Annotated in this window: 15 protein-coding genes; 4 read left to right on the forward strand and 11 right to left on the reverse strand. The window is 69.0% G+C overall.

Going from position 1 to position 18,283, the window contains the following annotated elements; all coding sequences use genetic code 11:
* Positions 1-83: 83 nt before the first annotated feature.
* From C5E06_RS12165 to C5E06_RS12190, 6 genes are all read right to left on the reverse strand, one after another.
* Positions 84-1,577, reverse strand: a complete 1,494-nt coding sequence (locus C5E06_RS12165; protein ID WP_104306998.1) for an aldehyde dehydrogenase family protein — start codon at positions 1,575-1,577, stop codon at positions 84-86.
* Between the two features lie 191 nt (positions 1,578-1,768).
* On the reverse strand, positions 1,769-2,251 hold the full coding sequence (locus C5E06_RS12170) for a hypothetical protein (RefSeq protein WP_146081380.1): 483 nt from the start codon (positions 2,249-2,251) through the stop codon (positions 1,769-1,771).
* Positions 2,252-2,266: 15 nt separating this feature from the next.
* On the reverse strand, positions 2,267-3,448 hold the full coding sequence (locus tag C5E06_RS12175; RefSeq protein WP_104306999.1) for a M20 family metallopeptidase: 1,182 nt from the start codon (positions 3,446-3,448) through the stop codon (positions 2,267-2,269).
* Positions 3,441-4,112: a DUF1028 domain-containing protein gene (locus C5E06_RS12180; protein ID WP_104307000.1), complete on the reverse strand. Its 672-nt coding sequence runs from the start codon at positions 4,110-4,112 to the stop codon at positions 3,441-3,443. Before C5E06_RS12180 ends, C5E06_RS12175 begins: the two co-directional genes overlap by 8 nt.
* Positions 4,109-4,543, reverse strand: coding sequence for a RidA family protein (locus tag C5E06_RS12185; RefSeq protein ID WP_104241681.1), 435 nt, complete (start codon positions 4,541-4,543; stop codon positions 4,109-4,111). The genes C5E06_RS12180 and C5E06_RS12185 overlap by 4 nt, the downstream gene beginning before the upstream one ends.
* The gene (locus tag C5E06_RS12190; protein ID WP_104307001.1) at positions 4,540-5,838 is read right to left on the reverse strand and encodes an NAD(P)/FAD-dependent oxidoreductase; all 1,299 of its coding nucleotides are present in this window, start codon (positions 5,836-5,838) and stop codon (positions 4,540-4,542) included. Before C5E06_RS12190 ends, C5E06_RS12185 begins: the two co-directional genes overlap by 4 nt.
* 289 nt (positions 5,839-6,127) lie before the next feature.
* Here C5E06_RS12190 and C5E06_RS12195 point away from each other — a divergent pair, with 289 nt between their 5' ends.
* A complete protein-coding gene (locus tag C5E06_RS12195) occupies positions 6,128-7,057 on the forward strand; it encodes a LysR substrate-binding domain-containing protein (RefSeq protein WP_228496611.1) in 930 nt (309 codons plus the stop codon).
* Positions 7,058-7,083: 26 nt separating this feature from the next.
* Here the strand turns inward: C5E06_RS12195 and C5E06_RS12200 are convergent, their stop codons facing one another.
* Positions 7,084-8,103 (reverse strand): aldo/keto reductase, encoded by a 1,020-nt coding sequence (locus tag C5E06_RS12200; RefSeq protein WP_104241683.1) that lies wholly within the window; start codon positions 8,101-8,103, stop codon positions 7,084-7,086.
* 90 nt (positions 8,104-8,193) lie between these two features.
* Between C5E06_RS12200 and C5E06_RS12205 the strand changes: the two genes are divergently transcribed.
* The 3 genes from C5E06_RS12205 to C5E06_RS12215 all read left to right on the forward strand — a co-directional run bounded on the left by C5E06_RS12205 (position 8,194) and on the right by C5E06_RS12215 (position 13,098).
* Positions 8,194-10,176, forward strand: coding sequence for a beta-galactosidase (locus tag C5E06_RS12205; RefSeq protein ID WP_104307290.1), 1,983 nt, complete (start codon positions 8,194-8,196; stop codon positions 10,174-10,176).
* Positions 10,177-10,232: 56 nt separating this feature from the next.
* The gene (locus C5E06_RS12210; RefSeq protein WP_104307002.1) at positions 10,233-11,201 is read left to right on the forward strand and encodes an SDR family NAD(P)-dependent oxidoreductase; all 969 of its coding nucleotides are present in this window, start codon (positions 10,233-10,235) and stop codon (positions 11,199-11,201) included.
* A 397-nt stretch (positions 11,202-11,598) separates the two neighbouring features.
* Positions 11,599-13,098 carry an HNH endonuclease signature motif containing protein gene (locus tag C5E06_RS12215; protein ID WP_104307003.1) on the forward strand — a complete coding sequence of 500 codons (1,500 nt, stop codon included), beginning with the start codon at positions 11,599-11,601 and terminating at the stop codon, positions 13,096-13,098.
* A 216-nt stretch (positions 13,099-13,314) separates the two neighbouring features.
* Here C5E06_RS12215 and C5E06_RS12220 read toward each other — a convergent pair whose 3' ends face one another.
* The 4 genes from C5E06_RS12220 to C5E06_RS12235 all read right to left on the reverse strand — a co-directional run bounded on the left by C5E06_RS12220 (position 13,315) and on the right by C5E06_RS12235 (position 18,278).
* Positions 13,315-15,012 carry an alpha-amylase family glycosyl hydrolase gene (locus C5E06_RS12220; protein ID WP_104307004.1) on the reverse strand — a complete coding sequence of 566 codons (1,698 nt, stop codon included), beginning with the start codon at positions 15,010-15,012 and terminating at the stop codon, positions 13,315-13,317.
* A 118-nt stretch (positions 15,013-15,130) separates the two neighbouring features.
* The gene (locus C5E06_RS12225) at positions 15,131-16,012 is read right to left on the reverse strand and encodes a carbohydrate ABC transporter permease (RefSeq protein ID WP_104241687.1); all 882 of its coding nucleotides are present in this window, start codon (positions 16,010-16,012) and stop codon (positions 15,131-15,133) included.
* Positions 16,012-16,956 (reverse strand): carbohydrate ABC transporter permease, encoded by a 945-nt coding sequence (locus tag C5E06_RS12230; protein WP_104307005.1) that lies wholly within the window; start codon positions 16,954-16,956, stop codon positions 16,012-16,014. The genes C5E06_RS12225 and C5E06_RS12230 overlap by 1 nt, the downstream gene beginning before the upstream one ends.
* A gap of 41 nt (positions 16,957-16,997) precedes the next feature.
* Positions 16,998-18,278: an ABC transporter substrate-binding protein gene (locus tag C5E06_RS12235; protein ID WP_258063143.1), complete on the reverse strand. Its 1,281-nt coding sequence runs from the start codon at positions 18,276-18,278 to the stop codon at positions 16,998-17,000.
* Between the last annotated feature and the right edge of the window lie 5 nt (positions 18,279-18,283).

Raw genomic sequence — 18,283 nt, forward strand, 5'->3', positions numbered from 1 at the left:
CTCGCGCGGAACGACGGGGACTCTCCCCGTCGGAGATCGGAAGCACCACTCGACCGTTGCGCGGTCGGGGTGCGGCACGCGGTTCAGCCGTGCTGGAACCAGGTGGTCTTGAGGCCGACGTAGTTGTCGATCGCGTGGCGGGACAGGTCGCGCCCGAACCCGGACTCGCGGAAGCCGCCGAACGGCGTCGTGAGGCCGAGCGCGTCGACGGTGTTGACCGAGACGGTTCCTGCGACGAGCCGGTCGGCGACACGGTGCGCCCTGGCGAAGTTCGAGGTCCAGACCGAGGCCGCGAGGCCGTAGGCGGAGTCGTTCGCCTGGCGGACGGCGTCGTCCTCGTCGTCGAAGGCGATGATGGTGGCGACGGGCCCGAAGAGCTCGTCGACGACCAGCGGGTGCTTCGCGTCGAGGCCTGCCACCGCGGTGGGCGCGTAGAACGCCCGCGACGCTCCGCGCTCGATGCGCTCGCCGCCGAAGAGGATGTCGCCAGCGGAGCGTCCAGCATCCACGGCACGCTCGATGTCGTCCGTATGGGACTCGTTCACGAGCGCGCCGCCGCCGGTCGACCAGTCGAGGGGATCCCCGGGAGCGTAGGACCTGGCGGCGAGCTGGAAGGCGGAGATGAAGGCGTCGAGCACGGGGCGCTGCACGTAGATGCGGGAGTTCGCCGAGCACACCTCGCCCTGGTTGTAGAAGGCGCCGAAGGCCGCCTTCTCGGCGGCGAGCTCGACCGACTCGACGTCGGCGAACACGAGGTTCGCGCTCTTGCCGCCAGCTTCGAGCGAGAGGCGCTTCATGTTGCTTTCGCCGGACGCCACGAGCAGTCGCTTCGAGACCGCAGTGGATCCGGTGAAAGTCAGGGCGTCGACGCCACGGTGCCGTGCGAGGGCTTCGCCGACCACGCGGCCGGAGCCCGTGACGACGTTCAGGACACCGGCGGGCACCCCTGCCTCGACGGCGAGCTCCGCCAGCAGGAGCGCGGTCAGCGACGACTCGGAGGCCGGCTTCAGGACGACGCTGTTCCCGACCGCGAGCGCGGGCGCGATCTTCCAGCAGGCGATCTCCATGGGGTAGTTCCACGGCGTGATGGCGGCGACGACGCCGAGCGGCACGCGCGAGACGACGGCAGTCGAGCCAGGGGGCGTCGATGGCACCTCGTCGCCGAGCTTGTCGGCGAGTTCCGCGTACCAGCGGATGGTCGCGACGGACCCGGGAACATCCACGGTCATGGACTGCCCGATCGGCTTGCCCATGTCGAGGGTCTCGAGGAGGGCGAACTCCTCGGCGCGGAGCTCGACGAGGTCCGCCCAGCGCTGCATGATCAGGCCCCGGTCGGCGGCGGCGAGGCCGCTCCACGTGCCGGCCTCGAACGAGGCCCTGGCCGTCGCGACGGCTCGCTCGGTGTCCTGCGTGGTCCCGGCGGCGACTGCGGCGAACGCCTGGGCCGTCGCGGGGTTGATGCTGGAGACGACGGCGCCGTCCGACGCGTGGGCGCGGACGCCGTCGATGAAGAGGCGCCCATCTGGCGTGAGGGACTGGGCGCGGGCGTGCCAGTCGATCGAGGTGGGCTCTTCCATCTGCGTCTCCATTCGTCGGGGGCACTCGGGTCGTGCTCTGGAATGCTCAGCGGTGTCGTCGACCCGCGCGTGGCCGAGCGACATCGCTGTCGGTGGTGCATCCACACTGCGTCACGTCGGCACATCTACCAAGCACACGATTTCGATCTACTGCATCTGCATCTTCGATGCCGACGTTGTCGCAGGCAGGCTCACCCGGCGAGCGTCGCCACGAGCATCCAGGCCACCATCGTCGCGTTGACGGCGAACGACACCTGCCCGAGCCGCGGACCCATGGCGAGGTCTCGCCACAGCAGCCCGCGTGCCGTCAGCCAGGCGAACGCCGTCGCGGCGGCGATGAGGTGCGCGAGCTGCACGCTCCCCTGGCCCCCGTGGTGCGACGACGCCATGGTCGCCTCGCCGGCGTGGCCCGCGAGGAAGCCGGCCACGAGCAGCGCGAGCATGGCCAGCTCGTCCACGAGGGCCGGCAGGTGCTGGCCGTCCCTCCGGCATCGACGGGCGGTCGCCATGCAGAGCAGGTAGATCAGCACCGCTCCCCCGACGTGCAGCATCGGCTCGTGCGCACTCACGAGGCACGGGATCATCGCGACGAGCATGACCGCGTGGTGCACCCACCAGGAGGCTCCCGGTCGTTGCCCCGCGGTCCGCGGGATGCCCCTCACCATGGTGCTCATGAGCGAGGCGGGGCGTCAGCCCTCGCCGAGGCCGTCCGAGCGGGACGCGGATGCTGCGGCGGACGCGACATCGATGACCGTCCAGGCGATCAGCACCGACGCATCCACCAGCGCACGCTCGGCGGCGGGCCCGACGCAGGCCGCTGCGAACTCCTTCTGGTGATTGGCGAAGGGCAGCGAGTCGACGCCGATGTACGGGTGGATCGCGGGGACGAGCTGCGAGACGTTGCCCATGTCGGTGGAGGCGCGGTTCATGCGACCGGCGGTCGACGGGTCGGCGAAGACCCGCCCGCGGGCGATCGCGTTGGCCGTGTACGCCGCCAGCGCCTGCTCGTCGGTCCGGAACTCCGCGTATGGCTTGCTCTCCGGCTCGATGCGCAGCGTGCTGCCGCTCGCCAGCGCCCCCGCCTCGAAGCAGCGGTTCACGCGCTCCTCGAGCCGGTGCAGCTCCTCGAGCGTGTTGGCGCGCACGTACCAGCGCCCCTCCGTGTGCTCGGGGATCGCGTTCGGCGCGAACCCGCCGACGGTCTGGATACCGTGGACGCGCGTGTCGGCGGGCAGCTGCTGTCGGAGCAGCCCGAGCGCGAGCTGCGCGATGAGGAACGCGTCGTTCGCGTTGACGCCCTCGTCCGGATACGCCGCGGCGTGCGCCGAAACCCCCTCGTAGGTGATGTGGCTGTGGGAGACCGCGAACGGCCTCGCCTCGGCGACGTCGACGGGGGCAGGATGCACCATGATCGCGAGGTCGAGGTCGGCGAACGCTCCGGCCTCGATGAGCTCGATCTTTCCTCCGCCGCCCTCTTCCGCGGGTGTCCCGTAGACGCGCACCGTCACGCCGAGCTCCTCGGCGAGCGGGAGGAGCGCGAGGCCCGCCCCGACTGCGGAGGCCGCGATCAGGTTGTGGCCGCACGCGTGCCCGAGTCCCGGGAGGGCGTCGTACTCGGCCATGATGCCGATCTTGAGCGGCCCCGTGCCGTACTCGGCGAGGATGGCCGTCGCGAAGCCGAGGTAGGCGCGCTGCACCGCGAAGCCCGCATCCTCCAGCGCCGTCGCGACCCACGCGGCAGCCTGGTGCTCCTGCCACGCGGTCTCCGGGTTGGCGTGCAGTCGCTCGGAGAGCGCGATGAGCGACGGCGCCGCCTCCGAGACGCGCTCATCTGCGCGGCGCTTGGCGTCCTCGATGCGGAGGTCACTCATCTCCGGGCACCCCATAGGAAGGAGCCGCCGTCGGGTCGATGCCGCGGGAGACGTAGTCGTCGCGCTGCGGCAGCCAGACCTCGAGGAGGTCACTGAGCTCGGCGACAGGATTGGCGTCCGTCCAGTCGACCCGAAGGTCGGTCACCCGCCAGCCAGCGGCCCGAACCACGGAGAGCCCCGCCGAGTGCACCGGCCCAGCCTCGCCGCCGGCCGCGATGGCCGCCCGCAACCCAGCGAGCAGCCGCTCCTCCAGCTCGCCCTCGGCGCTGCTGAAGGCGGCCACCATGAGGTCTGGAATCGTGGCCGCTGCGAGCATGTTTCCGCCCGCGGCGACCCCCTGGCCCTGGCGGTCGCCGAAGATGCCGAGCGCCCGGCCGCCCGAGTAGACGGCCGACCTACCAGCCGCATCCACGACCAGCAGCTGCCGGTACTCGATGTGCTCCGTCTGCGCGGTGACGGTGTCGAGCGCCTCCTGAGCCGACGCGCCCGTGCGCAGCGCCTCGAGCAGGATCGGTCCGAGCCTCGGGTCGGTCACGTTCTGCGAGTTGACGGCACCAACGCCATCTGCAAGGTGCGTGCACCGCGCGGCCACTGCAGGCGACGACGAGCAGATCGCGGAGCCGAGGGCTCCCGTCTCGTCTCTGGCCACGATGGAGAACGTCACTGGGCATCCCCGTCCGCCGGCGTGCTGATGACGGCCGTCGCGTCGATCTCGACGAGCCACTCGGGGCGCGCGAGGGCGCTCACCACGATGCCGGTCGACACGGGATGCACACCCTTCAGCCACCGCCCCATGACGCGATAGACGGGCTCCCGGTAGCGCGGGTCGATGATGTAGACGGTCACCTTCACGATGTCGTCGAGCGACGAGCCTGCCTCGTCGAGCAGCATGGCGATGTTCGCCATCGCCTTCTCTGCCTGCGCCTCGACATCGCCGATCCCGACGGACTCGCGCGACTCCAGGTCCTGGCCGATCTGCCCGCGCAGGTAGACGACTCCGCCGGCCACGACCGCCTGACAGAGATCGTTGTCGAGGTTCTGCTCGGGATAGGTCACCTTCGTGTTGAAGGGGCGGATGCGGGTGTGCGTGGTCATCGCGAAGCTCCGATCGAGGCGGGGACGGGGGTGCTGCTCGTGCTCGGTTCCGTGCGGTAGTCGGCGTAGCCGCGCTGGATCATGATCTGGTCGGCGACGTAGCTCGCGTCGTGCCAGACGCCCCAGATGAAGCTCGAGCCGCGCCGGGACTGCCAGGGCAGGCCCAGGAAGTAGATGCCGGGTTCCGTCGAGACGCCACGCTGCTGCTTGGGGCGACCGCGCTCGTCCACGGCCTCGACCGGCAGCCAGCTGTAGTCGACGGCGAAGCCGGTCGCCCAGATGATCGAGGTGATGCCGGCCTCAGCCAGGTCGAGCTGCTCGAGCGGATGCTCGACGCACTCCGGAATGGGCCCGAAGACGCGCGCTTCCGGCTCCTCAGGGAGGTCCATCCCGTTGCGCGCGATGAACGCATCCGCCTCGTCGAGGACGGACAGGTAGTTGGCGTCGCCGTCGGCGATGTTCTTCGCCAGGTCCGGCCCGAAGCTGACGACCCCGCCCTCGCAGCTGTTCGTGCGACCGACGAGCGTGATGCCGCTCGCCGCGAGCGCACGGAAGTCGACCGTGTGCCCGCCTCTCGCGCCGCTGACGGCGATCGTCACGTGCTCCGCCCCGCGAGGCGGCGCCGAGGCCTCCCACTTGCCGAGCACGCCCAGCCACCAGACGAAGTCGCGATCCCGGTAGGCGCGCGGCGGGCGGTCGTGGGGGCCGACGGAGAGGAAGACCTCCCGGCCGGAGCGGCGCAGCTCATCGGCGATCTGCACGCCGGAGGAGCCTGCGCCGACCACGAGGACCGCGCCGTCTGCCAGCTGCTCCGGGTTGCGGTACGCGCTCGAGTGGAGCTGCTCGATGCCGGTCTCGGCCGGCACGATCGCCGGGAAGACGGGGCGCTGGAATGGCCCAGTGGCGGCCACGACGTAGCGCGCATCGATCTGGCCCTCGCTCGTCTGCACGTGGAAGCCGGGAACGCCCTCGCGCCTGCGCACCTCGGTGACCTCGACTCCGCAGCGGACCGGGGCGCCGAAGCGCTCCGCGTACTGCTCGAAGTAGTCGGCCATCTGGTCCTTGGTCGCGAACGCGTCAGGCGCGACGCCCTCGATCTCCATCGACGGGAACCGGTCGTGCCAGGCCGGCCCGTTGGCGACCAGCGAATCCCAGCGGCCCGTCCGCCACCGCTCGGCGACACGCTCCCGCTCGATCACGAGGTGCGGCACCCCACGTCTCGTCAGGTGCTCGCTCATCGCGACTCCGGCCTGGCCGGCACCCACGACGAGCACTTCCGTCTCCTGGAACGACATACGAACCTCCATGCTGGCGAAGAAACTCGCTCGCGAGCCACACCCCGGCCGAAGCCGGAAGCACCTGATCGCTGGGCGGCCACGTCGTCCGCCCCGAGTGACTCCCACCAAACCCCACCGCGGAAGTGGCGGCAAATATGCGTTGCCGAGGCAGTCCATCGAATCTCTTGATGTGGGTCCGCCGTCGCCGGGAATGTCGGGGCACGAGGGCTTCTCGGCCTCCCAGAACGGCATCAGAATTAGTGAACTGCAGCGTCGCTCACATCATCAGTCGAGATACCATCCGTGCATGGCCAGATCCAGCCGCTTCGACATGACCCTCACCCAGCTGCAGTACTTCGTCGCCGCCGCGACCAAGCAGTCGATGACCGAGGCGTCCCTCGACCTGCACGTCGCGCAGTCCGCCGTCTCGACGGCCATCGCCCAGCTCGAGCGGTCGCTCGGCGTGCAGCTCTTCATCCGCCAGCGCAGCAAGGGACTCGCGCTGACGGATGCTGGCACGCAGCTGCTCCGCGACGCACAGCCGCTCCTCGCCCAGGTCGACGAGGTCGCCGACAACGTGCGCGGTCACCACACCTCCGTGCGCGGGACCCTGCGCCTCGCCTGCTTCGTCACGCTGGCCCCCTTCGTGCTCCCCAGGCTCATCTCCCGAGTCAAGGAGGAGCACCCCGAGCTGCAGATCGAGATCATCGAGGCCGATGTCGACGGCACGGTCGAGCTCCTCCTCAACGGCTCGGTGGAGGGGGCGATCGCCTACGACTTCGGGGCGGTGCACGACCTCACGTTCGACCACCTGTACGCGTCGCCGCCGCACATCATCCTGCCCGTCGACCATCACCTCGCGCAGCGGAAGCGGATCAAGCTGGCGGAGCTCGCCGAGGAGGACCTGATCCTCCTCGACATCGCCCACTCGCGCGACTACTTCCTCGGCATGCTGGCCGACGCGGGCGTGCACCCCGCCGTGCGCTACAGCTCGAGGAGCTACGAGACCGTTCGCTCGCTCGTCGCGCGCGGGCACGGGTTCTCGATCCTCAACCACCGCCCGGAGATGCCGCAGACCTACGACGGAGGCGAACTCGTCTCGGTGCCGATCGCCGAGAAGGTCGCGCCCCTCGACGTCTGCTTCGTGCGCCTCTCCGAAGTCAAGCCGAGCGCCAAGGTCCGTGTCATCGCGAAGCTCGCACGCGAGCTCTTCGGGACGACAGCCGACGCCAGCTGAAGCGAGCCCCGGCGTTCGGCCAGACGCTAGACGGAGCCATCCACGGCGAAGGGCTCGATCGCGGCGAGCTCGGCCTCGGTCAGCGCCGGCGCTTCCAGCGCGGCCACGTTCTGCTCGAGCTGCCCGACGCTCGACGCGCCGATGAGCGCGCTCGTCACCTGCGGGTGCCGGAGCACCCAGCTCAGCGCGAGCTGCGCCAGCGTCTGCCCGCGCCCCGCCGCGATGTCGTTCAGCGCGCGGGCCCGGGCGAGGTACTCGGCGTCGATTCCATCGGCAGACAGGAACCTGGACGTCGCGGCCCGCGAGGTCTCCGGCACGTCACCACCGAGGTAGCGGTCGGTGAGGAGCCCCTGCGCAAGCGGCGAGAACACGATCCCGCCGGCCCCGACCTCATCCAGCACGGGCAGCAGGCCCCGCTCGATGTGGCGGTCGAACATCGAGTACCTGGGCTGGTGGATGGTGAGCGGGATGCCGTGGCCCGCGAGGAGGCGCGCCGCCTCGCGCGTCTGGGCGGGGTCGTAGTTCGAGACGCCGACGTAGAGGGCCCGTCCGGAGTCGACCGCCGTGGCGAGTGCCCCCATCGTCTCCTCGAGCGGCGTCTCCGGGTCGAATCGGTGCGAGTAGAAGATGTCGACGTAGTCGAGGCCCAGGCGGCCGAGCGACTGGTCGAGCGAGGCGAGCACGCTCTTGCGTGACCCCCACTCTCCGTATGGCCCCGACCACATGGCGTAGCCCGCCTTCGAGGAGACGAGGATCTCGTCGCGGTGGGCGGCGAGGTCCTGCGCGAAGATCCGGCCGAAGTTCTCCTCGGCCGAGCCGGGCGGCGGGCCGTAGTTGTTCGCCAGGTCGAAATGGGTGATGCCGAGGTCGAACGCCCGGCGCAGGATCGCCCGCTGCGTCTCGAGGGGCCGCTCCCGCCCGAAGTTGTGCCAGAGGCCGAGGGAGAGCTCTGGGAGCTTCAGCCCGCTCCTCCCGGAACGGCTGTAGCGCATCCGCTCGTACCGGTCGGGGGCGGCCTCGTAGGCGGGGCGCGATTCGTCGGTCATGCACCGATTCAGCCACTTTCACTTTCGTAAGTCAATGGCGCGTCTAATTTACGATGACGTAAGCTCTCTCGGGTGAACACATCGACGTGGATGCCCGGCCCCCAGAAGATCCGCTTCGGCGGCGACTACAACCCCGAGCAGTGGCCTCGTGAAGTGTGGGACGAGGACATCCGCCTCATGCGCGACGCCGGCATCAACCTCGTCAGCATCGGCATCTTCTCGTGGGCCCTCATCGAGCCAGAGGAGGGCGTCTACGACTTCACGGTGCTCGACGAGATCATCGGGCTGCTCCACGCCGCCGGTATCGACGTCGACCTCGCGACGCCGACCGCCTCCCCGCCCGCCTGGTTCTACCGGAAGTACCCGCACACGAGGGCCGTCACTCGCGACGGCGTCCCCCTGGCCTTCGGCTCGCGCGGCATCGTCAGCCCGAGCTCCCCGGAATACCGCCTCGCGGCGACGGCCGTCGCGGCGAAGCTCGCAGAACGATACGCGCAGCACCCGGCAGTCGTGCTCTGGCACGTGCACAACGAGTACGGCGCCCCGATCACGGAGAGCTATGACGACGCCTCCGTCACCGCGTTCCGCGCCTGGCTGCAGGACCGCTACGCCACACTCGACACCCTCAACGCGGCCTGGGGCACGAACTTCTGGGGACAGCGCTACGGCTCCTGGGACGAGATCGACGCCCCTCGCACCTCGGGAACGGCGAGCAACCCCGCCCACCGCCTCGACTTCCATCGCTTCAGCTCGGCGGCGCTGCTCGAGTGCTTCAAGGCCGAACGCGACGTGATCCGCGAGCACGCCCCGCAGCCGATCACCACGAACTTCATGGCAGGCATCTGCCCGAGCGTCGACCTGTGGCAGTGGGCCGACGAGGTCGACATCGTCGCCAACGACCACTACCTCACCGCCGAGCAGGACGACAACCACATCCAGCTCTCACGCGCCGCCGACCTGACACGCTCACTCGCCCGAGGCAAGCCGTGGATCCTCATGGAGCACTCGACCTCCGCCGTGAACTGGCAGCCCCGCAACATCGCCAAGCGCCCGGGCGAGATGCGGCGCAACAGCCTCGCACACGCGGCCCGTGGCGCCGACGCGGTGCTGTTCTTCCAGGTGCGGGCAGGACAGAAGGGCGCAGAGAAGTTCCACTCCGCCCTCATCCCCCAGGCCGGCGAGGCATCGCGGAAGTGGCGCGAGTCCGTCGCGCTCGGAGCCGACCTGACCGCCCTCGCCCCGATCCTCGGGTCCCGAGTGCACGCTCGGGTCGCGATCGCCTGGGACTGGACCTCCTTCTGGGCGCAGGACCTCGACTGGCGGCCGTCCGTCGACCTCGACCACCGGGAACGGGTCGAAGCGTTCTACTCGGCACTCTGGCGCCGCGGCGTGACGGTCGACTTCGTCCACCCCGCCGCCGACGTCACCGGTTACGACGTCGTGTTCGCCCCCTCCCTGTACCTCATCGAGGACGACGCCGCCGCCAACCTCCGCGACTACGCCTCAGGAGGCGGCACGCTCGCCTTCTCCTACTTCTCCGGCATCGTCTCGAGCAACGACGACGTGCCGACCGGCCCATACCCGGGGCAGCTCCGCAACGTGCTCGGACTTGTCATCGAGGAGTTCCTCCCCCTGCGCGCCGGGGAGCGGACGACGCTCGCCGACGGATCGATAGGCCGTGTCTGGAGCGACGACATCGAGCTCCAGGGCGCACACAGCGTCACCGACTTCGCCGACGGGCCCGGCGCGGGCCGACCGGCGATCACCCGGAACAGCTTCGGAGAGGGCACCGCCTGGTACCTCTCCACCGCGCTCGACGGTGCAGACCTCGACGGGTTCGTCACGGCCGTGCTCGACAGCGCCGACTCCCCATACTCACCGATCAGCGACCTCGAGACCGTCGTGCGCCACGGCGACGGCACCGACTACGTGTTCCAGATCAACCACGGGGCGCTGGATGCGGGCGCGGGCATCGCCGGGCACGACCTCCTCGCCGACAGGGCGGTGAGCTCCGACGACACCGTCCCGGGCGGGAGCGTCCGCGTCGTCGCCGTTCCGCGCGCCGACGACTGACGGGCGCACTCCGAAATGGTCAGGGTCTCGTCACGGCGCGCTGATAGGAACGAGTCATGACACCCCAGACGACGCCCGCGTTCGGCACGCCCCAGTTCGATGCGAGCTCGACGGCCCTCGACGTCGTCGAGGGTGTCGACCTCACCGGCAGGACCGCGCTCGTGACGGGCGCGAGCTCCGGCATCGGCGTCGAGACGGCCCGTGCGCTCGCCTCGGCGGGGGCGGCGGTGACGCTCGCCGTCCGCGACCTCGACGCTGGCCAGCGCACCGCGGCCGACATTCGCGCATCCACCGGCAACCCGGACGTGCGCGTCGAGCACCTGGACCTCGCCGACCTCGCGACCGTGCAGAGGCTCGCCCAGGCCTGGACCGGGCCCCTGCACCTGCTCGTGAACAACGCCGGCATCATGCACACCCCGGAGCTCAGAACCCCGGGCGGCTGGGAGCTGCAGTTCGCCGTCAACCACCTCGGGCACTTCGCGCTCGCCAATGCGCTGCTGCCCGCCCTCACCGAGGCGGGGAACGCGCGCGTCGTGGTCGTGAGCTCGAGCGGGCACGCCTCGAGCGGCATCCGCTTCGACGACCCCTTCTTCGTCGGGGACGACTACGACTCCGGGCTCGCCTACGGGCAGTCGAAGACCGCGAACGTGCTCTTCGCGCTCGAGGCGACGCGGCGCTGGGCCGACCGCGGCATCACGGCCGCGGCGCTCATGCCCGGAGGGATCTGGACGAACTTGCAGCGACACTGGGACCCCGAGGTGCTCGCCGACATGAAGCGACGCTTCCCGACCAAGACACCCGAGCAGGGCGCCGCGACGTCCGTGTACGTCGCAACCCGCGCCGAGCTCGGACCCGGCACGCCGGCCTACTACGAGGACTGCCACCCGGCGCAGCTCGTCGAGGAGGTCACCGACGGCGTGCACGGCGTCGTCCCGCACGCCGTCGACCCTGATGCCGCTCGCAGACTCTGGGAGCTCTCAGAGTCACTCCTCGCGGACGAGGCCTCCAGGCCCCGCGAATGCTGACCGCGCTCCGAGAGCTGCTGGCTGAACCGGCACGGGAGTAGGCACGGAGGTGGGCGCGCGAGGTGGGCGCGCGAGGTGGGCGCGCGAGGTGGGCGCGCGAGGTGGGCGCGCGCGGTGGGCGCGCGCGCCCGTGATGACACGGGTCGGGGCGTCGGCGGGTCGCGGTGCCTTCGTGAGCATTCCCATCGGGACCAGCTTCCGCCTCACTAAAATTTTGTGAACGCTATTTCACGTGCTCACAGGACAGTTAATCGTACACAGCTACGAATATTGACCAAGCTGAGTGCCTGCCGTTTCTGGGGATATCTCCCTTGAACGCCCGCATATGGCTTCGGGAGCCTGAAAAAGTTATGCACGACCCTCCCGACAATCGGACCGGTCCGGTAGACTAGGGTCCATGCAACAGCACCGCAGCAACGACGTGGCCGATCCGGGGTTCGACCCTTTGGACCCGGCTTCTGTCGCGGCTCGACGGTCCGAGATCCTCGCGATGGAGGAAGCAGCCGCGGCGATGCTCGCGGCCGGCGCCGCCCTGCAGCTGCGAGCCCACGCCGCCGCGTACGACTTCGGGCACGCCCTCGATGTCGCCGAGGGGTGCGCGGAATCGGCCATGCACGTGCGATCGATCGCGAACGAGGTCGGCCTGCTCGTGAAGCTCGCCGCCGGCACCGCCCAGGGACACCTCTCGTCAGCATCCGTGACGCTGCGCGAGTTCCCGGCCCTCGCCCTCGCGCTCGAGAGCAATCTCGTGCCCCCCGCGCAGGTGCACAAGCTCGTCGAGACCGGCCTGAAGGTCAACCACGACGACCCGGCCGAGCAGACCCTCCGGCGGGGAGAGTTCGTCCAGGTCATGCTGGAGCGCGTGCGCCGGGAGCCGCTCCCGCCGGCAGCGCTGCAGCACGCGGCCGAGCGCGTCGCGGAAGAGCTCACCGGGGAGTCCATCGATCAACGCCACGAACGCGCGAAGCAACGGCGCCGCGTGAGCGTTGAGGACCTCGGCGACGGCATGAGCATCCTGCGGGTGCTCATGAGCTCGTTCGTCGCGCACGCGATCCGCGACCGCGCGCGGAAGCAGAGCAAAGCCATCATCAGAGCCCGCCCCAAGCAAGCCACCAACACCACCCCCAAGAGCAGCACAGCCGGTCGGGCCGGCGAGACCGCCGAAACGGGCGAGACAGGTGACACGGTCGCGCCGGATGAGCGCACCCTCGATCAGGTCATGTCCGACGTGATCGCGGACCTGCTCCTCACCAGCGACCCCACCGTCTCGAGCGCCGCGAAGGGCATTCAAGCCACCGTGCAGCTCAGCATCCCCATCACGACACTCTTCCCCGACCCCACCCGGCCGGGTCGAGCGCCGGCGCTGCTTCAGGGCATGTCCCCTATGCCCATCGAAGACGCGAAACGCCTCGCCGCGACCGCACCCGCCTTCATCCGCCTCCTCACCCACCCCATCACCGGAGCACTCCAAACCGTCGACTCCTACACCCCCACCGCGGCCATGCGCGCCTTCCTGAAAGCCCGCGACATCCACTGCCGCTTCATCGGCTGCCGCCAACCCGCCACGAACTGCGAACTCGACCACACCATCGACCACCAATACGGCGGCACAACCGCCACCTGGAACCTCAGCGACTTCTGCAAAAACCACCACATCATCAAGCACCACACCGCCTGGACCGTCACCCAACACGACGGCGGCACCCTCGAATGGACCACCCCAAGCGGAAAAACCTACATCGATCACCCCGAACCCCACGGCCCCACCTTCACACCCACCGATCAACTCTTCAGACCAGCGGACGAGCACCCAGGGCCCAACTCGAGTGAGCGCTCGGCCCCTGAAGAAGACCCGCCGCCGCAGCTCGGCCCCGCCTCCAGCGCGCCACCGTTCTGACTCGGCGACGCGACCCCGGGCGACGCGACCCGCGGGCGACGCGCTGCCTCCACGAGGTGCGCTCGCAGAGGTGCGCCCTCGCTCGTGAAACGAGCGAGGGCGCACCCAAGTGGAAGTCGCGAGTCGCTCCGCGCTGCTCGCTCTCTCCTTCTTGCTACTTCACACTTCCCGCCGCCTACCGTTGGTCGCCGACGGGCTCCGGCTACCGAGCCCCGACTAGGCCGGGCGACGCACCCACGCGGTCGCCTCGCCCGCCAACTTCGTGCCACCGTCGAAGTCGCTGCGCAGCAGCACCTCAGCGTCAGCGCCCAGGTCGAACGGCTCGGACCCGAAGTTCGTCACGATCTCCCAGCCGTTCGGGCGGGCGAAGCGAAGCACGTCCGCTCTCCCGCTCGGCAGCCACTCGAGCTCCTCCCCGCTCTGCAGCTCGTGCCGCAGCGCGAGGGCCTTCCGGTAGAGCGCAAGCACCGAACCGGCGTCCTCTTCCTGGAGCTCGACGGCCGACGCGCCGAACCATCCGGGCTGGGGAAGGTGCGCATCCGCTTCCCCGAACCCGAACGATCGACCCTCGGCAACCCAAGGCAGAGGAACACGGCACCCGTCGCGGCCGATGTCGACGCCGGGGTTGCGGAAGAAGGTGGGGTCCTGGCGCTCCGCATCTGGGATGTCTGCGACCTCGTGGAGCCCGAGCTCCTCACCCTGGTACAGGTACGCAGAACCCGGCAGCCCGAGCGTGAACAGGGTCGCCGCCCGCGCCCGACGCAGCCCACCCTCCGCGTCGAGCACAGGGTGCTCGCCACCCGAGAGCAGCCACTCGGAGCCGTGCTTCACGACCGGGTGCCCCTTCTCGCTGCGCTGCGGATGCGGGAGTCCGTAGCGCGTCGCGTGACGGACCACGTCGTGGTTCGACAGCACCCACGTGGTCGACGACCCAGAGCGCTCGGCGAGCTCTAGGTTGTCGGTCACGATGCTCGAGAACTGGCGGGCATCGAAGTCGGCCTCGAGGAGATCGAAGTTGAACGCCTGCCCGAGCCCCTCCGGGCTCGCGTAGCGCGGGCGGCGGTCACGCTCGACCCACGCCTCGGCGACGGCCGTCCGCGGTGGGTCGTACGAGTTGAAGACCTTGCGCCACTCGGCGTAGACCTCGTGCACGTCGTCGCGGTCGATGATGGGGTGATTGCCGTCGAAGGGCAACGCGTCGAGCACCGCCTTCGACGGCAGCTCGCCGCTGAGGTCCTTCGTCAGCATGTGGGCGACGTCGATGCGGAAGCCATCAACACCTCGGTCTGACCAGAACCGCAGGGTGTGCAGGAAATCGGCCCGCACCTCGGGGTTCGCCCAGTTGAAGTCGGGCTGCTCGACCGCGAAGTTGTGGAAGTACCACTGGCCGTCCTCGACACGATGCCAAGCCGGTCCGCCGAACACCGACTCCCAATCCGTGGGCGCCTCCGCCCCGTCCGGCCCATTGCCGTCGCGGAAGATGTAGCGGTCGCGCTCCGGGGAGCCAGGCCCAGCGGCAAGAGCCGCCTGGAACCACTCGTGCTGGTCGGACGAGTGGTTCGGGACGATGTCCACGATCACGCGGATCCCGGCACCGTGCAGGGCCGCGACCATGCGGTCGAAGTCCTCGAGCGTGCCCAGGCGGGGATCCACGTTGCGGTAGTCGGCAACGTCGTAGCCGCCGTCGGCGAGCTCAGACGGATAGAAGGGGCTGAGCCAGACGGCGTCGATGCCAAGCGCCTGCAGGTACGGCACCTTCGCGGTGATGCCCGGCAGGTCGCCGAGCCCGTCGCCGTTGGCGTCCGCGAAGCTGCGCGGATAGATCTGGTAGACCGCCGCCTGACGCCACCAGTTGGCGTCCTGCGGGCGGGCGCGGGTGAGGACGTCGGTCTCTGCGGAGAAGGTCGAGCTCATAGTCGGGTATTCCTCGGGTTGTTGGTGGTCTGTGACTGAGAGAGGGTTCTGGGTTCGAGAGGACTCGCGGTAGGCGCGAGATGCTCCTGTGGAAGCGCGTGCAGCGTCCGCGAAGCGGTCATCCCTTGACGGCGCCCTGCGTGACGCCCTCCATGACCCACCGCTGCGTGAACAGGTAGGCGATGAGCGCCGGCGCCATCGCCATCAGGTAGGAGGCGAAGGACACGTTGTAGTTGTTGCTGAACTGGGTCTGGAAGATCTTCTGCACCACGGGCAGGGTCTGCATCGCCGGATCGGAGATGATGAGCGACGGCATCATGAAGTCGTTCCAGGAGGCGAGGAAGGCGAAGATGCCGACCGTCGCGCTCATCGGGGCGAGGAGCGGGAAGATGACCCGCCAGAACGTCTGCCACGTGCTGGCACCGTCGATGCGGGCGCTCTCCTCGAGCTCGCCCGGGATCGACCTCAGGAACGCGGTGAAGAGCAGGATCGAGAAGCTGAGCTGGAACATGACGTGGAGGATGATGACGCCGACCGGGTTGTCGAGCCCGAAGAGTCCGCTCATCTGGATCTGTGGGAGGGCGACAGCCGGGAAGGGCAGGAACATCGCCGCCAGCAGGTAGTAGAAGGAGCCCCGGAAGAACCGGTTGTTCCAGTTGCGCGTGATGGCGTACGAGGCGAGAGCCGCGAGCAGGATGACGCCAGCGACGGTGCCCGCCGTGATGAACACGGAGACGCTGAACGCCTGCGGGAAGTTGGTGAGATTCCAGGCCTCGACGAATCCGTCGAAGCTGAAGGGCGCAGGCAGCGCGAACACGTTGCCGCTGACGGCCTGAGAGGTGGTCTTGAAGGCGGTCACCACGGTCACGTAGAGCGGGATGAGCACGGTCACGGCGCAGAGGAGCAGGATGATCGTCGTCGACCATCGACCTCGTCCGCCACGGTTCCTGCTCGCCGGGGCCACTCGTGCGCGGCTGACGATGGGCTGTTGAAGTGCCATCAGAGTTGGTTCTTTCCCTGGGTGAGGCGGAGCTGGAGGAGGGAGATGACGACGACGAGGACGAAGAAGAACGTCGCGTTGGCCATCTGGTAGGCGTAGTCGCCGCCGCTGAAGCCGGTGAAGATCGTCATGGCGATGCTTCTGGTCGACGTGCCCGGGCCGCCGTCCGTGAGGCCGACGATGATGTCGTAGGCGTTGAGGAAGTTCTTGAAGCCGAGGATCACGTTGATGACGACGTAGCCGGCGACGAGCGGCAGCGTGATCTGCAGCATCTGCTGCCACTTCGAGGCGCCATCGAGGTCTGCCGCCTCGTAGACGTCGCCGGGAACCGCGAGGAGACCGGCGATGTAGATGAGCAGCGTGCCGGGGATCGCCTGCCAGGCCGTCACGATGACGATGCCGATCCAAGCGAGGTTCGGGTTCGCGAGGATGCTCTCCGACAGCCACGGGATGTTCAGACTCTGCCCGAACGCCGGCACGGCGTTGGAGAACAGGAAGTTGAACACGAACGCGATGACGATGCCCGAGATGACCATGGGGATCACGAACACGGTGCGCAGCGGAGCTTTGAGGCGGATGCGCGCGACGAGGCCGATCGCGAGGAGGAACGCGAGCACGTTGACGAGGATCACCGTGACGGCCGCGAAGCCCATCGTGAACCCGTAGCTCTGCCAGATGGCGGGGTCGCCGAACATGGCGATGTAGTTGGTGATGCCGACGAAGTTCCATTCGCCGAAGCCGATGGAGTTCGTGAAGCTGAAGAAGATGCCGATGACGGCGGGGATGGTGATGGCGATCGTGAAGAGCACGAGCGTCGGGACGAGGAAGAGGTAGTGGACGCGGTCGATGCGACGTGAGCTTCGCGGCCTGATCTTCTTGCCTTCGCGGGCGGCTTCCTCGGTGCGGATCGCCTCCGTGGTGGTTGCCTCGATGGTGGTCGACATTGGTGTCTCCGGTCCGGTTCTTGATCGAGTTGGGCTGGCCGTCATTGGCGCAGCGCGAGGCGGGCCCAGTCGGCGTCGAGCGTGCTGAGCGTCGAGTCGACGCTCGCTCCCCCGGTGACGAGTCCCTGCATGTAGTTCTCGGTGGGGATCGTCAGCGGGATCGCCTTCGACGGCCCCTGGTAGAAGGCGGCGTTCTCGTAGTACGGCTGGAGTTCGACGAGCCGCGGGTCGGTGACCGGGTCGGCATCGACGGTCGTGCCGAAGCCGAGCTGGGCCGCGTTGTAGGCGTTGATGACCTCCGGCTGGAAGAGGTACTGGAGGAACTCGCGCGCTTCCTCCTTGTGCTTGGAGGCCTCCGGGATCCAGGCGGCGAGGTCGATGTTGACGCGCACCTCGCGGTCGTCGGCGTTCTCCGTCATCGGGAGGGGGAACATGCCGAGGTTCGCGTCCGGGTTGGTCTTGGCGATCTCGCCGAGCGCCCATGGACCCTGGAGGTACATGGCGGCCTTGCCCTCGGCGAAGGCCACGTTGCCGTCGCCGTAGCCCCGGCTGCCCGCATCCGCGTTCGTGTAGGTGCTCGCGAGCTCCGTCATCCGCGTGACCGGGTCGGTCATGGTCGACTCGAACGAGACGGGCGAGTCCGGTCCGACGTCGGTGCCGAGCTCGTTGAGCTCGTCGTAGAAGCCCGCGACGTCGATGGAGCCGCCCACCGTGTAGTCGAACCATCCCTGGCTCACCGTCCACGGGTCCTTGAAGGTGGCGTAGAACGGGTCGATGCCGGCCGACTTGAGCTGATCGCAGACCTCGATGAGCTCGCTGTAGGTGGTCGGCACCTCGAGGCCCTGCTCTTCGAAGATGTCCTTGTTGTAGATGACGGATGCGGCCATGACCGAGTAGGGCAGCACGCTCGTGCGCCCCGGGTAGCTGGCGTACTGGTCGACGAGGCCCTGGATCTCCGGCAGGATGCGGTCGGCCTCGGGCAGGTCGGACAGGTCTGAGAGCGCGCCGCGTTCCATGAAGCGGGCCATCTCCATGTTGTAGTTGAGGAGCCCCAGGTCCGGCGGGTTGCCGCGAAGGAACCCGGCCTGCAGGTTGGAGGAGGTGTCGAGGACGACTCGCACCTCGCTCTGCGAGGAGTTGTAGTCCTGGATGAGCTCTCGGAAGTACGGGATGGCTTCCGGCTTGCTGAGGAAGAAGCGCACCTCGGTGGGCCCAGTGCTGGTGCAGGCTGCGAGTCCTGAGCCGGCGAGCGCGATCACGAGCGCGGCGACAAGCGCACGCAGCAGGGCGCGGGGCCGGAAGCGTTTCGAAGGTGTTGGCACGTCGT

Source organism: Pseudoclavibacter sp. RFBI5 (genome assembly GCF_002931395.1).
Taxonomy (GTDB): Bacteria; Actinomycetota; Actinomycetes; order Actinomycetales; family Microbacteriaceae; genus Pseudoclavibacter.